The sequence below is a fragment of the Flavobacterium sp. genome (assembly GCF_035195345.1).
Lineage (GTDB): Bacteria > Bacteroidota > Bacteroidia > Flavobacteriales > Flavobacteriaceae > Flavobacterium.
Genome location: NZ_CP136574.1, coordinates 2,424,737 through 2,438,440, shown reverse-complemented (window position 1 = coordinate 2,438,440; position 13,704 = coordinate 2,424,737). Strand labels below are relative to the sequence as shown.

The 13,704-nt window shown below is 30.5% G+C and carries 16 protein-coding genes and 1 tRNA gene; 9 read left to right on the top strand and 8 right to left on the bottom strand.

Annotated elements, in window-relative coordinates; genetic code table 11:
* The first annotated feature begins 20 nt into the window (after window positions 1-20).
* Window positions 21-419, top strand: coding sequence for a DUF2721 domain-containing protein (locus tag RSE15_RS11335; RefSeq protein WP_324068665.1), 399 nt, complete (start codon window positions 21-23; stop codon window positions 417-419).
* Here the strand turns inward: RSE15_RS11335 and RSE15_RS11330 are convergent, their stop codons facing one another.
* Together RSE15_RS11330 and RSE15_RS11325 are read right to left on the bottom strand one after the other, a co-directional pair.
* Window positions 420-2,519: a TonB-dependent receptor domain-containing protein gene (locus RSE15_RS11330; RefSeq protein WP_324068664.1), complete on the bottom strand. Its 2,100-nt coding sequence runs from the start codon at window positions 2,517-2,519 to the stop codon at window positions 420-422. It lies immediately after the preceding gene.
* Window positions 2,520-2,577: 58 nt separating this feature from the next.
* Window positions 2,578-3,174, bottom strand: coding sequence for a murein L,D-transpeptidase catalytic domain-containing protein (locus RSE15_RS11325; RefSeq protein WP_324068663.1), 597 nt, complete (start codon window positions 3,172-3,174; stop codon window positions 2,578-2,580).
* Window positions 3,175-3,332: 158 nt separating this feature from the next.
* On the opposite strand from RSE15_RS11325, the gene RSE15_RS11320 reads away from it, so the two are divergent.
* The 5 genes from RSE15_RS11320 (at window position 3,333) to RSE15_RS11300 (ending at window position 8,361) form a co-directional block, all read left to right on the top strand.
* Window positions 3,333-4,238 carry an EamA family transporter gene (locus RSE15_RS11320; protein ID WP_324068662.1) on the top strand — a complete coding sequence of 302 codons (906 nt, stop codon included), beginning with the start codon at window positions 3,333-3,335 and terminating at the stop codon, window positions 4,236-4,238.
* A 37-nt stretch (window positions 4,239-4,275) separates the two neighbouring features.
* Window positions 4,276-4,878 (top strand): alpha-ketoglutarate-dependent dioxygenase AlkB family protein, encoded by a 603-nt coding sequence (locus RSE15_RS11315; RefSeq protein ID WP_324068661.1) that lies wholly within the window; start codon window positions 4,276-4,278, stop codon window positions 4,876-4,878.
* 240 nt (window positions 4,879-5,118) lie between these two features.
* A complete protein-coding gene (locus RSE15_RS11310; protein ID WP_324068660.1) occupies window positions 5,119-5,400 on the top strand; it encodes a DUF2805 domain-containing protein in 282 nt (93 codons plus the stop codon).
* A gap of 228 nt (window positions 5,401-5,628) precedes the next feature.
* Complete coding sequence (locus RSE15_RS11305) at window positions 5,629-7,488, top strand: M61 family metallopeptidase (protein WP_324068659.1); 1,860 nt, start codon at window positions 5,629-5,631, stop codon at window positions 7,486-7,488.
* Between the two features lie 153 nt (window positions 7,489-7,641).
* Complete coding sequence (locus RSE15_RS11300) at window positions 7,642-8,361, top strand: DUF4369 domain-containing protein (RefSeq protein ID WP_324068658.1); 720 nt, start codon at window positions 7,642-7,644, stop codon at window positions 8,359-8,361.
* Window positions 8,362-8,467: 106 nt separating this feature from the next.
* On the opposite strand, the gene RSE15_RS11295 is transcribed toward RSE15_RS11300, so the two are convergent.
* A tRNA-Thr gene (locus RSE15_RS11295) sits at window positions 8,468-8,541 on the bottom strand.
* Window positions 8,542-8,618: 77 nt separating this feature from the next.
* Window positions 8,619-8,888, bottom strand: coding sequence for a hypothetical protein (locus tag RSE15_RS11290; RefSeq protein ID WP_153207631.1), 270 nt, complete (start codon window positions 8,886-8,888; stop codon window positions 8,619-8,621).
* Window positions 8,889-8,995: 107 nt separating this feature from the next.
* On the opposite strand from RSE15_RS11290, the gene RSE15_RS11285 reads away from it, so the two are divergent.
* On the top strand, window positions 8,996-9,970 hold the full coding sequence (locus RSE15_RS11285; RefSeq protein ID WP_324068657.1) for an ATP-binding protein: 975 nt from the start codon (window positions 8,996-8,998) through the stop codon (window positions 9,968-9,970).
* Window positions 9,971-10,300, top strand: coding sequence for an STAS-like domain-containing protein (locus RSE15_RS11280; RefSeq protein WP_324068656.1), 330 nt, complete (start codon window positions 9,971-9,973; stop codon window positions 10,298-10,300).
* 67 nt (window positions 10,301-10,367) lie between these two features.
* Here the strand turns inward: RSE15_RS11280 and RSE15_RS11275 are convergent, their stop codons facing one another.
* The 4 genes from RSE15_RS11275 to idi form a co-directional block, all read right to left on the bottom strand.
* A complete protein-coding gene (locus RSE15_RS11275; protein WP_324068655.1) occupies window positions 10,368-11,327 on the bottom strand; it encodes a type I phosphomannose isomerase catalytic subunit in 960 nt (319 codons plus the stop codon).
* Between the two features lie 81 nt (window positions 11,328-11,408).
* The gene (locus RSE15_RS11270; RefSeq protein ID WP_324068654.1) at window positions 11,409-11,861 is read right to left on the bottom strand and encodes a peroxiredoxin; all 453 of its coding nucleotides are present in this window, start codon (window positions 11,859-11,861) and stop codon (window positions 11,409-11,411) included.
* A 2-nt stretch (window positions 11,862-11,863) separates the two neighbouring features.
* On the bottom strand, window positions 11,864-12,274 hold the full coding sequence (locus RSE15_RS11265; RefSeq protein ID WP_324068653.1) for a 6-pyruvoyl trahydropterin synthase family protein: 411 nt from the start codon (window positions 12,272-12,274) through the stop codon (window positions 11,864-11,866).
* Window positions 12,275-12,381: 107 nt separating this feature from the next.
* Window positions 12,382-12,909 (bottom strand): isopentenyl-diphosphate Delta-isomerase, encoded by a 528-nt coding sequence (gene idi, locus RSE15_RS11260; protein ID WP_324070458.1) that lies wholly within the window; start codon window positions 12,907-12,909, stop codon window positions 12,382-12,384.
* Window positions 12,910-13,209: 300 nt separating this feature from the next.
* On the opposite strand from idi, the gene RSE15_RS11255 reads away from it, so the two are divergent.
* Complete coding sequence (locus RSE15_RS11255; protein ID WP_324068652.1) at window positions 13,210-13,656, top strand: cold-shock protein; 447 nt, start codon at window positions 13,210-13,212, stop codon at window positions 13,654-13,656.
* The last annotated feature ends 48 nt before the right edge of the window (window positions 13,657-13,704 follow it).

Here is a 13,704-nt window from a genome sequence, read left to right as displayed (position 1 = left end):
TATTTGATAAATTCTTTTATATGACACTTTCTCTTGAAACTCCAGCATTACTATTCTCAGCAACATCACTAATTTTGCTTGCCTACACCAATCGTTTTTTAACTATTGCGCAAATTGTGCGTAGCTTAAAGAAAAACTATGAAGACAATCACAACAAAAGTATTTTACTTGAAATTAAAAACTTAAACTTACGATTAACCTTAATTCGTTACATGCAACTTTTTGGCGTAATGTGCTTGTTCTTATCCGTTTTTGCCATGTTACTTTTGTATGTTAGTCAAGAGACTATAGGAATTTATGTTTTTGGTGCAAGTTTACTTTGTTTATTAATTTCACTAGGTATTTCATTTTGGGAAATTAGTATTTCAGTAAACGCTCTTAGAGTTCATTTAAAAGATTTGTCGGAAGATGTTGAGTAATTAATTACCAATTGCTGGCTGATCTTCTTTTTTATCGTTATTTAAAATATTTCCTTCTTCTTTTGCTAATTTATTTTTAGTTGGAATTTTATAATTTAAGCTAATTCCAACTCGTCTTGAATCATTTTTACTTTCGTAAATTAAATTCGTTCCAAGAGCATTAAAGCCTTGTTTATTGGTATTAAAAATATCATTACAATAAACAGAAACTGATAAATTATTATCTAAGAATTTCTTAGCAAAAGTAACATCAAATTGTTGGCTAAACGGCACTCTATTTTCATAATAGTAGTAGTTTCCTCCAGTTGATGAAGTGTTGTAATTTGCTGTAAACTTAATTTTACTTGGCAACACCATTTGAGACATGGCATTAAAAAACCACAAACCTTTTCCGTTAACATCTGGTAAATTGTGCTTTTGATGTCCCACATATAAATACAAAAAATTAATCTCATCTGGATTAAAATCAAACTTTAAGATTTCTTTTAAACCTTTGGTGAACAACATGTAAGGGACTGGCAATCCAAAATTAAAATTATGAATGGTAATTTGAGGGATATTTTCTGAAATACTTGCAGCACCATCACCATCAGCTATTATCCTATTCATTACCTGATTATTCGCATCGCTACGAGAATAACTAATAAAAAAGTATTCAAAAGCGCTAATTTTTAACTCATAATTATCAAAAATGGTAGGCTCTAAATTAGGATTCCCAAAAAAGGAAACATTTGGATTTTGATAATTGGTATTGTTCGGATTTAATGCGGAAGTATTGGGTAAGCTAATCTTTTTATTATAATTAGCATTCACAAAAACTTGTGGAATAATATTGTATTGAATGCTTGCATTTGGGAAAAACCGAGTTTGATTAAATGGAATTAACTTGTCTACATCAGTATTTCCTTCAATAGAGTACGACTCCAATCTTCCTCCTAAAATAAAATCAAACTTTTTATAGGAAGATTGAAATTCAGAATAAGCGGCTAAAGTAGTTCGTTGATAATCTAAATTGATAACATCTAAACTTTGCGCTTCAAATTCTAATTTATCAGCTAAAACACCCGTTGAAAACTTAGTCTTTTCTAAAAAGGAAAGATCTTGCGAATAATCGGTTTTAAATTGATAAAATAGTTGATCATAACCATTATCCAAAACAGAATTTCCAGAAATTCTATTATTCAAATCAAAAGCATTGGCAACAGAATTTACATTAAATCGAAAATCTAATTTCTTGGTTATATCATCAAATCGCTTTTGATAATTTAAAGCAACATCATTTCGGTTGAGTTTATTTTTACTATGATCGCTGGTTGCAAATCCAAAACCACTTGCATCAATGAGCGCATCATTATTTGAAGTGGTGAAATCATAATTGACCAACAATCGGTCTTTTTTTAAATCAAATTTCAAACCTGTTTTAAAAAAATAAAAACGATTTTCTCTATCGGTTGTATTTTTAGACAACACTGTACTCTCGTTTTGAAAATTGGTACGTTGATACCCTTGATTAAAATTTTGACCCAACTGCACTTGCCAACCAAACCACTTATTTTTAACGTTTACCAATAAACTATTGTTGAATCGATGACGTGATTTATCGTAATTTGTATAACTGTATCCGTTTGAATAGGTTGCTGAAAGATATTTTTTTGCGTTTTTTGAAGTAACAATATTTATAATGGCACCGCCCGAAATAGCAGGAAATTCAGCTCCCTGCTGAGTGATAATCTCCACTTTTTCGATAGAATTAGCAGGAAGACTCTCTAAATAGGAAGTAAGCTCATTAGAGTAAATATTCAAGGGTCTTGCATCCATAAATACTTCTAATTGTTTTCCTTGATACATCATTCCGGCTACATCAGAAACTATTAATCCTGGTAATTTTTTTAATCCTTCCATTACAGAACCTGAATTCAAATGGCTTTGTTCTGAAAAATCAAATATCGTTCTATCTGCTTTTTGCTCAATACTTTTCTTTTTAGATTGAACCACAACTTCATTTAATTCAGTTGTTTTAGTAGTGTCTTTTGCTGTTTCTTGTTGAGCAAATATGGCTTGAATAGTCAATAAAGAGAAACAAATTAAAAAAATTTTCATTGGAATAGTTTATTTGCAATTAGTCAGTATTTTCTAAATTTGTTACAAAACAAACGCACTAATCTATTATCCATAGCAAAACTGGTTTTTCTGAATCTTGTAATCGAATATCTAATTTTTCCATAAATTCATTAGAAACAGCAGGACAACCCCAACTCAATGGCGCATATTTTGGATACACTTCTTTATTTTTAACAGCATTCCAAGAATGCAAAACCACTACCCTTTTTTCAGCGCTTTTATTGGTTGATTCTAGTCCATGCAACCAATACTTTACGTTGATTCCCCAAGAACTATAATCGCGATTACCTATTTTATATTTGCCTTTCATGGAGCAATGACTATTAACTCTACTATCGAATTTTACTTTTTCCCATTTAGCTGAATTTTCTTCAAATTGATCGCAGCTACCATGGGTTACTAAATTTTTATCAATAATTTTTTTTGTTTTAAAATCATAAATAAAGAATCGATTTTTACCTGAATGAACACTTAAATCAACTAAAAAATAATAGTCTTCATTAAATCCATTATTTATACAATACGCTAACGATTCGTTGTGAAATTTTGAATAATTTTTTATGGGTTCCGTTGTGTTTTCTGCATTATTACAACATAAAAAACAAACCGCAATCAATAGTAAAAAGTGTTTCATAAAAATGGGATTAAAATAACATAACTCCTATTTTTAATTTTTATTTAAGGGTATTCTGTTAAATTCTTACTAAAATTAAACCATCCAAAAAATCTTTTTTCTTTTATCTATACCCTTTTTTCTTTTTCCCTATCTTTGCGCCCCTTAAAAATCAGGAGATGTCAAAAAATAATATAATTAAAGGAGTTTTTTTAGTTGCTTTAGGTGCTACAAGCTATGGAATGTTAGCTACTTTTGTAAAACTAGCCTACCAAGAAAATTTCACAACAGCTGAAGTAACCTCGTCTCAATTCATCTATGGAATTATTGGTATTTTAATCATCAATTTATTCCAAAGAACAAAAAACAAAAATACCGCTGTAAAAGCAACTCCAAAAAACATTTTTAACCTAATGTTAGCTGGAACTTCATTAGGCATGACAAGTGTATTTTACTATTTAGCCGTTAAATACATTCCCGTTTCCATTGGAATTGTATTATTAATGCAGACGGTTTGGATGGGCGTATTATTAGAATGGTTTCTTGATAAAAAAGCACCATCAGTACAAAAAACAATTGCGGTAATTATTGTTTTAATTGGAACAGCTTTAGCTATCAATATTTTTAAAATTAACTTTAACGACCCATCAATAGATTGGGCAAACGGATTATTTTGGGGAATTTTAGCAGCAGCTTCTTTTACAACAACCATGTTTACTGCCAACAAAGTAGCATTATGTATTTCGTCAGCACAAAGAAGTTTGTATATGCTATTAGGTGGAGCAATTATTGTATTTGGGTTTAGTTTGTATACGCAAACAACGCCTTTTAACTTTGAAATTTTTACTAAATGGGGAATCGTATTGGCACTATTTGGTACAATTATTCCACCCATGCTATTAAATGCAGGATTTCCTCATACAGGAATTGGATTGGGAAGTATTGTTTCGTCATTAGAGTTACCGGTTTCAGTAATGATGGCTTATTTCTTATTAAACGAACAAGTTTTGTTAATTCAATGGGTTGGAATTGTACTGATAATTACTGCTATTATAATCATGAATATTCAATTCAAGAAAAAATAAATAGTAAATTAGCGGTGTTTTTAACATCGCTTTTTTTATGCTCGACTTGTTTCCAAAAGAGAAAATTATTTTACCGCTACCCGATGCGGTATTTGAATATTACCCCAACTTTTTTACGAATGATGAAGCCGAAGCACTATTCAAAAAAATTCACGATGAAACTAAATGGCAACACGATGAAATTACCATTTTTGGCAAGAAAATAGCGCAACCCAGACTAACTTGCTTATTTGGGAACGAAGGAAAACCCTATTCATATTCTGGCATAACCATGCATCCCAATCCTTGGAATCCTACTTTAGTATATATCAAAGAAAAAATTGAAGCAATTGCTCAACAGCATTTCACCACAGTTTTAGCCAATTTATATCGAAACGAAAAAGACAGTAACGGTTGGCATGCCGATAATGAAAAAGAATTAGGGAGAAATCCTATAATTGCATCCGTTAGCTTTGGAGAAGTGCGTAAATTTCAACTAAAGCACAACAATAATCCCGATGCTAAATTAACGCTGAATCTATCTCATGGAAGTTTATTACTAATGAAAGAAGGAAGTCAAATACATTATAAACACCAAATACCCAAAGCAACTCAATCTAAAAAAGATAGAATAAATTTAACATTTAGAACCATTCTATAAATATTCTTCAAAAAAACACATCAAGTTCAATAAAATTTTAAAATATCCAAAAAAAAACAATTGAGGCATTTTTTGAATTTATTTTTTTATTAATATTGAAGTATGAACCAATAAATCAATGAAACTAATTTTCATCTACTAAAATCAAACAAAATAACTTTTAAAATTAAAAATGAAGCCCAAGTTGGTAAAACAAATGAATCTTTTTCAAGTGTTGCCAATGAATAATTTTTTAAAAAAATGAAAAAAAATAGAATTTCAGATTTAGACCATGAAACTTTAAAAAAAGTTTTTGCTATGGCTCAAGAGGAAAAAAAACCTTTTGAAGTGTTAAAAGAAAAATTTGGCCTATCAGAAAGTGATATAACAGACTTTATGACTGAAAAATTATCTAAAGACAATTTTGAACTTTGGAAAAAGAAAGCCATTGCTAGCAAGCCAAAACCAAAACCACTAAAATTCAACCCTTTAGAAGACGATGACTTAGACAGTAAATACTATTTTAAAAATAAATTCGACTAAAAATTCAACTCTTGATCAGCAAGAGTTTTTTTTACATAAAAAATTATTTCCCACATAAAGAAAATAAGAGCGCGGAGTTGAACAACTAAAAATCTAAACTCCGCACTTATAGCATCGATAAAATCAAGTGTAAACTGCAACAACAAATTACTGAAAATAAAATTTATAGGCCCTAATTGTAACAAAAACTTCATTAATTCTACTTATCAATAATTCAATTTTGATAAAATGAAAAAAATTATTCTTTCCCTAGCTTTTGTAGGATTTTTATGGAGTTGTAGTTCAACTCAATCGACTGCTAAACAAAACGATGTTGCAGTAACTATCGATTTAATTAATGTAAAAGAAGATAAAGTAATGGTAACTGTTACGCCTCCAACTTTTACAAGTGAAACCGTAACTTTCCATTTCCCTAAAACTGTCCCTGGAACCTATTCAGAAGACGATTACGGTCGTTTTATTGAAAATGTAAAAGCTTTTGATGCGAAAGGCAACACCATTAAAGTAGCGAAAATTGACGAAAATTCATATACTATTTTTGATGCTAAAAAACTTTCAAAAATCACCTATTTAGTTAATGATTCTTTTGATACCGAAGGTGGTGCAGGTTTTGGCGAAAGCGAAGACATCTTCTCTCCCTCAGGAACAAATATTAATGCTGGAACTAACTTCATGTTAAACACACATGGATTTGTTGGATACTTCAAAGGAAAAGAAGAAACACCATACAAATTAACTGTTACACACCCAGAAAGCCTATTAGGTGTTTCGGCAATGATAGATACAGATGCAAGTGCAACTTCTGATGTTTTTGTAATGTCAAAATATGCAAGTTTGGTAGAAATGCCAATCATGTATTCAAAACCTGATTTTACTTCTTTCATGGTGGATGATATGGAAATTATCATAAGTGTATATTCTCCAACAGGAAAATATACCGCTAAACAAATTACGCCAAACATGGAAAACATGATGAAGGCTCAAAAACGTTTCTTAGGACCAATTAACTCTACAAAAAAATACGCCATCTTATTATATTTGTCTGATATGGCAGCAAAAGATGCTAAAGGATTTGGAGCATTAGAACACCCAACTTCAACTGTAGTAGTTATGCCAGAAATGATGGGATTAGAAATGCTACAAGAACAATTAAAAGATGTTGTTTCTCACGAATTCTTTCACATTGTAACGCCACTTACCATTCATTCTAATGAAATTCAATATTTTGATTTCAACAATCCGCAAATGTCTGAACATTTATGGATGTATGAAGGTGTTACCGAATATTTTGCAAACCTTTTCCAAGTAAATCAAGGCTTAATTGACGAAAAAGAATTCTTTGAAAGAATGGCTGGTAAAATTGCACAATCGCGTCAAATGAACGACAATATGAGTTTTACAAAAATGAGTAAAAACGTATTGAATGCACCCTACAAAGATCAATACTTAAATGTGTATCAAAAAGGAGCTTTAATTGCTATGTGTGTTGATATTTTAATAAGAGAAAACAGTAATGGCAAAAAAGGAATTCTTAATTTAATGCAAGAATTATCTAAAGAATATGGCACATCAAAAGCCTTTAAAGACGAAGAATTATTTGATAAAATTACCGCATTAACCTATCCAGCAGTAGGTGAATTTCTTAAAAATCACGTGGCTGGAGAAACACCTATTACATACGAACAATATTTTGCTAAAATGGGTGTAACAGAAGCTTCTCTTGAAGTAGCTGGAAATCCATTCTTAAAAGGACAAAGCCAACCTTACATTACGGTAAATCCAACTACAAAAGAAATCATGATTTTACCAGAAATTGAATTAAATGTTTTCATGACAACACTTGGACTTAAAAACAATGATACACTTTTAGCTTTCAACGGTAAGGATTATAACTTAGACAATATCTACGATTTAATCATGGCTAGTATGAATTGGAAAGATGGTGAAGCTGTTACCGTAAAAATCAAAAGAGACGGTAAAGAACAAACTGTAAAAGGAAATGTTGTAATGCCAAAAGAAAAACAAGAAGGATACCAAGCAACAGATGATGCTAAAAAAGCAGTTAGAGAAGCTTGGTTAAGAGGTTAAACTTAAGATTGAATAATATTGATTTTAGATTTTAGGAGTATTTAAAATTTGAAATTGAATTTTACAATTGATATTGCACTTGAAAATCCTCAAAGTACATAGTATTTTGAGGATTTTTTTATTTACTTTGCGAACTCAAAATTATTCAAACAGATGAAAAAGATATTTTTACTCGCTATTGCCACTATTACATTATTCGCTTGTAACAAAAACAAAGGCGATGCCAATGCAAACCTTCATATTACAGGAGATATAAAAGGGTTAAGCCAAGGAAAATTATATTTACAAAGAATTCAAGATTCAACCTTAGTAATATTAGACAGCATTTCAATTAATGGAGACTCCAAATTTGAAAGTCACTTACAACTAGAAAGCCCTGAAATGTTGTATTTATTTTTAGACAGAGGACAAACAAATTCCATTGACAATAGTCTGCCGTTTTTTGCTGAGCCGGGAACTATTAAAATTGAAACAACCTTAAAACATTTTTTTGCGGATGCCAAAATATCTGGGTCTAAAAATCATGATTTATGGGAAAAATTTGACAGCATTAACAGTAAATTTAGAGACCAAAATTTAGCTTTAATGGCCAAACGTTTAAAAAACGAATTAAAACCCAATACAACCACCACAGACAGCATTGAGAAGGCGTATAAAAACCTATTGACAAGAAAATATCGTTATACTGCTCATTTTGCTACCACACACGGAGATGCAGCAATAGCACCGTATTTAGCGTTATCAGAAATTGCAAACATCAATATAACCTATTTAGATACCATTCAAAAAAGCATGACTCCTGAAGTTGCCAAATCAAAATACGGAAAAATGCTTACCGAATTTGTAAAAGAAAGAAAAGCTACTGAAAAATAATAAAGTAAGATTACTAGAAACCACAACAATAAGTTGTGGTTTTTTGTTTACCAAAACTCCCAAAAAACGAAAAAACCATCACAGTTAAGTGATGGTTTTTAATTTGAGCCGGCGGAGGGACTCGAACCCACGACCTGCTGATTACAAATCAGCTGCTCTAGCCAGCTGAGCTACGCTGGCAACTCAAATTTCGAGTGCAAATATAAGGGTGAATTTTTAATTTCCAAATATTTTTTGCACTTTTTTTCTTAATTTTTTTAATTTAACTCGTTTATTTTTGCAACAAATTGATTAGCAGCCGCTTCGTATTCTTTACGAATTTGTTTAAAATGTGCTTTTTTATTCTCAACGTCTTTTTGATTTGCTTTTGTCATTAAAGCATCGAAAGTTTCGTAAATTTCATCAATTAATTTATCAGATGCTTCAGTTGGTTTTCCTGTTGTAGACATTTCCCAAATGTAAACGATGTTTACAATATCACCTAAAACGTAGTTGATTTCTTTTTTCAAGTTTTTAACGCTTGCCATTTTGTATAAATTTAAAATTTGAAACAAAGATAATTATTTTATTAATACTAAATAATTAAGTATTAATTGTTTTTATTTATATTTGATAACATCTAAAAGTTGATTTAATGAAAGTTCACATTCCGTATAGTTCTTGGTTAGGTAATATTGAGGGTTTTTTGAGAAATATTGATATTGAAGACAACACAAAGCTAGATATCTCATTTGATCCTAAATGGATTTCTATTCACCCTGTAGTTTTATCAATTATTGGAGCATTAGGTTTAGAAGTTATGAGAGCAAATCCAGGTGTTTACAAAAACATAAGATTAACTGCTCACACAAAAATGGAAAATCAATTAATAAAATTCAATTTATTAAATATGTTAAATATGGATAAAAAATCTGTTGACAGAGATTTATCCGGAAGAATAATTCCTTTAACTCAAATTAAAGATTCAACAAAACTAACAGAAACGATACAGGAATTAGTTCCTCTATTACATTCACCACCAAAACAAGCGGATGCAATTAAATATGTAATGAGTGAAATGATTAGAAATGTTTTAGAACATTCACAATCTTTAAATGGCGCAATCTTGTGTGCTCAATATAGTAAAAAAAGTAACAGAGTATCAATTGGTATTGCTGATACTGGCATAGGTTTAAAAAAGGCATTAAGTCATTTTCACTCACCAAAAGATAATTTAGAAGCTATCAAACTTGCATTAACACCAGGAATTACTGGAACGACATCAAGAATAGGTGGCACAGAATATAACGCAGGTGCAGGTCTTTTTTTTACAAAAAGTATTGCAAAAGTGAGTAATAATTTTTTTATTTTATATTCTGGAGATGCTCTTTTTAGATTAAAAAAGGATAAAAATGGTGAAAATGATACTAAACTAAATTCGAATCCGTTAGAGGACAATTGTTCATTGAAAAATATAACAAATTATTGGAAAGGAACTGTAGTTGGATTTGATATATCTTTAGATTCAGAGAGTGAATTTCAAGAATTATTGAAGCAAATCAGAGATGTATATTCACTAGATGTGAAAAATAGAAATAAGTTAAAATACAAAAAACCAAAATTTACTTAAATGATGATAATTAGTGTTTTTGAACGTTTTGGCGAATTCGCTGAAAACAAAAACAAAGCAAAAAATGTTAGAACAACACTTATTGAACCTTCAATAAAAAACGGAAATACAATCTGTTTAGACTTTAAAGGAGTTAATAATGCCACACAATCTTTTATTCATGCATTAATAAGCAACTTAATTAGAATTCATGGAATTGAAGCATTAGAAAAAATTGAGTTTAAAAATTGTAATGAAACTTTAAAAACAATAATAACAATTGTTGTAGATTACATGCAAGACAGTTTAGAAAACGAAGAAGACGAAAACGAAGAAGACTATATTGAATAATTATTTTTAACAAACATAAACGTCGGATTTAATCAAAACATATTGAATTAAATCAAAAAACAAGCAGTTAAATACTAATTTCTAATAAAGTAGCCTTTCCTTTAATGGTTAAATTCTCAATACAAGCCGGAATTAAAATGGTATCTCCCATGCGATATCGCAAAATTTCACCATTTACCACCATTTCAAATTGCCCATTAGTACACATAAAAACAGTAAAAGCTTGTTTTTTTCTTTTCCAAATAAAACAATCTTGTAAGGCAATAATATTTGTAATAAAGTAAGAGCAATTAACCACTTGAATACTATTATTAACTTCTTCTGTATATGAAACCTTAACAGGAGTTACCGCATAATTAATAGCTTCTAAAGCTAATTCTGTATGTAATTCTCTGCTTTTTCCAGTAACATCTGATCTATCCCAATCATAAATACGGTAAGTAATATCACTAGTTTGTTGAATTTCAGCCACCATTACTCCTGCCCCAATAGCATGAATTGTACCCGTCTCTAAAAAGAAAACATCTCCTTTTTTAACAGGTGATTCATTTAATAAAGCTACTAAGCTTTTACTTTCTAAATGTTTTAAATACTCTTCCTTAGTAGAATCTTTTTTAAAACCAACGACCAAACGAGCCGATTCATCAGCTTGCATCACATACCACATTTCGGTTTTTCCAAAAGAATCATGACGCTCTTTAGCCAAATTATCATTAGGATGCAATTGAATAGATAAATCCTCCTTGGCATCAATGAATTTAAAAAGCAATGGAAATTGTTTTCCAAAACGAGCTATAACGGATTTCCCTAATATTTCATTAGGATATAAATCGATAATATCATTTATATTCTTCCCTTTTAAAACACCAGAATTTACCACACTAATATCGCCAGGAACGGTTGAAATTTCCCAACTCTCGCCTGTAGTTTCAGAAACTATAGGTTTATTGAGATAGATTTTCAATTTATTCCCACCCCAAATGCGGTCTTTAAGTATCGGAGTAAAGGTTAAAGGATAAAACTTCATATTCAGAATAATGAATTACAAAGATGCAAAAATTCTAACGAAATAAAGAAATTGATGCTGTTACTTTTATATGAAATTAATTTATTTTGCTTTCTGAATAGCATCTAAAGCTTTTGCAATATGAATTTTAGCACTCATGCTATCAAAAATATAAATTGCTTTTCCATGAGCATCAAAAACATAAGTAACGCGACCTGGCACAAGTCCAAAAAGTGCTGTTGGAACACCAAATAACTTACGCAATTTACGATCTGTATCCGAAAGTAAAATAAAAGGCAAATTATGTTTTTGACGAAAATTTTGATGCGAACTCACCGAATCACCACTTACACCAATAACTTCAGCGCCTAAATCTTGAAAATCTTGATACGCATCTCTAAAACTGCACGCTTGAGTAGTACAACCTGGCGTAAAATCTTTTGGGTAAAAGTAAATCACAATGGGTTTTTCATGAATGGAAGCACTTTCAAAAGCAGTTCCATCTTGTTTAGTTGCTTTAAAACTTGGTAATTTATCTCCAATTTGAATTGCCATAATTAGTTTCCTTTATAGGTTACAAAGTTTCTAGGAGTTTCATATAAGATAATTTCTAATTCTTTATCAGCATCGATTAAAATGCGAAGTTTGTTCCAAATAATATAAGCAATGTGCTCGGCTGTTGGATTCAAATCGCTAAATTCAGGAACGTCTTCGTTTAAATTTTTATGATCAAACGCTTCTTCGATATGTTCTTTAATATAATCGGATAAAACCTTAGTGTCAATTACATACCCAGTTTCCTTGTCAACTTCTCCAGTTACTGAAACTATTAATTCATAATTATGACCATGAAAATTTGGATTATTACATTTTCCAAACACTTCCTGATTTTTTTCCATACTCCAATCCTTGCGATACAAACGATGTGCAGCATTAAAATGGGCTTTTCTCGAAACAGTTACTCTCATGGTAATTTAGGATTTAGAAATTTGAATTCAGAATGTTGTATTATTTTTAAACTTTAAGAAATATGTTTTTTATTGTATTTCTTTAATCTGTATTCCTATAATAGAATTTACAATTTATGATCTTCAAGATAATGGTAAAATTCATCAAATATTATCTTAAACCAAACCGTGTAAGAATTTGGATTGGCAAGCATATCGTCTTTAATAGCTTCAATTGGCATCCATTTCCAGCTTTCTACTTCATCTAAATTTATTACTGGTGCATCATCATAATAACCAATCATCACATAATCCAATTCGTGTTCGGTTAAACCGTTATCAAAAGGGGCTTTATAAATAAAATGAAACAATTCTTTTAGCTCCGTCTCAAACCCCATTTCTTCAAACAAACGACGTTTGCCAGCTTCAATATTGGTTTCACCCGCTCGCTGATGACTGCAACAAGTATTGGTCCATAAAAGTGGTGAATGGTATTTGTGATGGGCGCGTTGTTGTAACATCACTTCGTTTTTATCATTCAGCACAAACACAGAAAAAGCCCTGTGCAAAACGGCCTTTTCATGAGCTTCCATTTTGTTCATCAACCCAATAGGCTCATCTTGTTCGTTGACTAATATTACTTGTTCTTCTATCATAGCATTGAAAATACTTGTCAAAAATACGAAAAAAGAAAGGATTGGAAACTAGTTTTTTAGTTTGTGATAAGTTTAACTTGTGTTGAATTCTATTTAAAAATAAACAGCTAACACTTAAAAAGAGTAAGTTTTAGCAAAGGGAAGGTTTTTTTGATTACCTTTGCATTATTGGTAATGATAATAATTTCCTCTCGCAATACTTTGAATAAAAGTACTTTATAAATTTCTTGTTTATTCCGCTTGTGTATTTTTATCCTTTTACTTTTCAAAATTATATTAATTAAAATTATTTAAAATTTAATGGCTAGACCACAAGAAACCTTTAACAAAAAAGAACAAGAAAAACTTCGTGCTAAAAAACGAAAAGAGAAACAAGAGAAGAAAGAAGCACGTAAATCAAATCCTAAATTATCAGGAGAAGATTTATATGTATATGTAGACGAGAACGGTCACTTAACAAGCACACCTCCAGATCCATCTAAAAAGATTATTGTTGATGTAGAAAGCATCGAAATTGGTACTTCAAGAAGAACCGAGGAAGAAGAAGCGCCAACAGAACGCAGAGGAACCATCGATTTTTTCAACGATTCTAAAGGTTTTGGTTTTATTAAAGCTGTAGAAACTGGCGAAAAATACTTTGTACACATTAGTGGTTTACTAGATGATGTTAAAGAAGGTAACTTAGTAACTTACGATTTAGAAAAAGGCGCAAAAGGCATGAATGCTGTAAACGTTAAAAAAATATAATTTCTTTTATATCTAATATTAAAATCACAGTTTTCACTGTGATTTTTT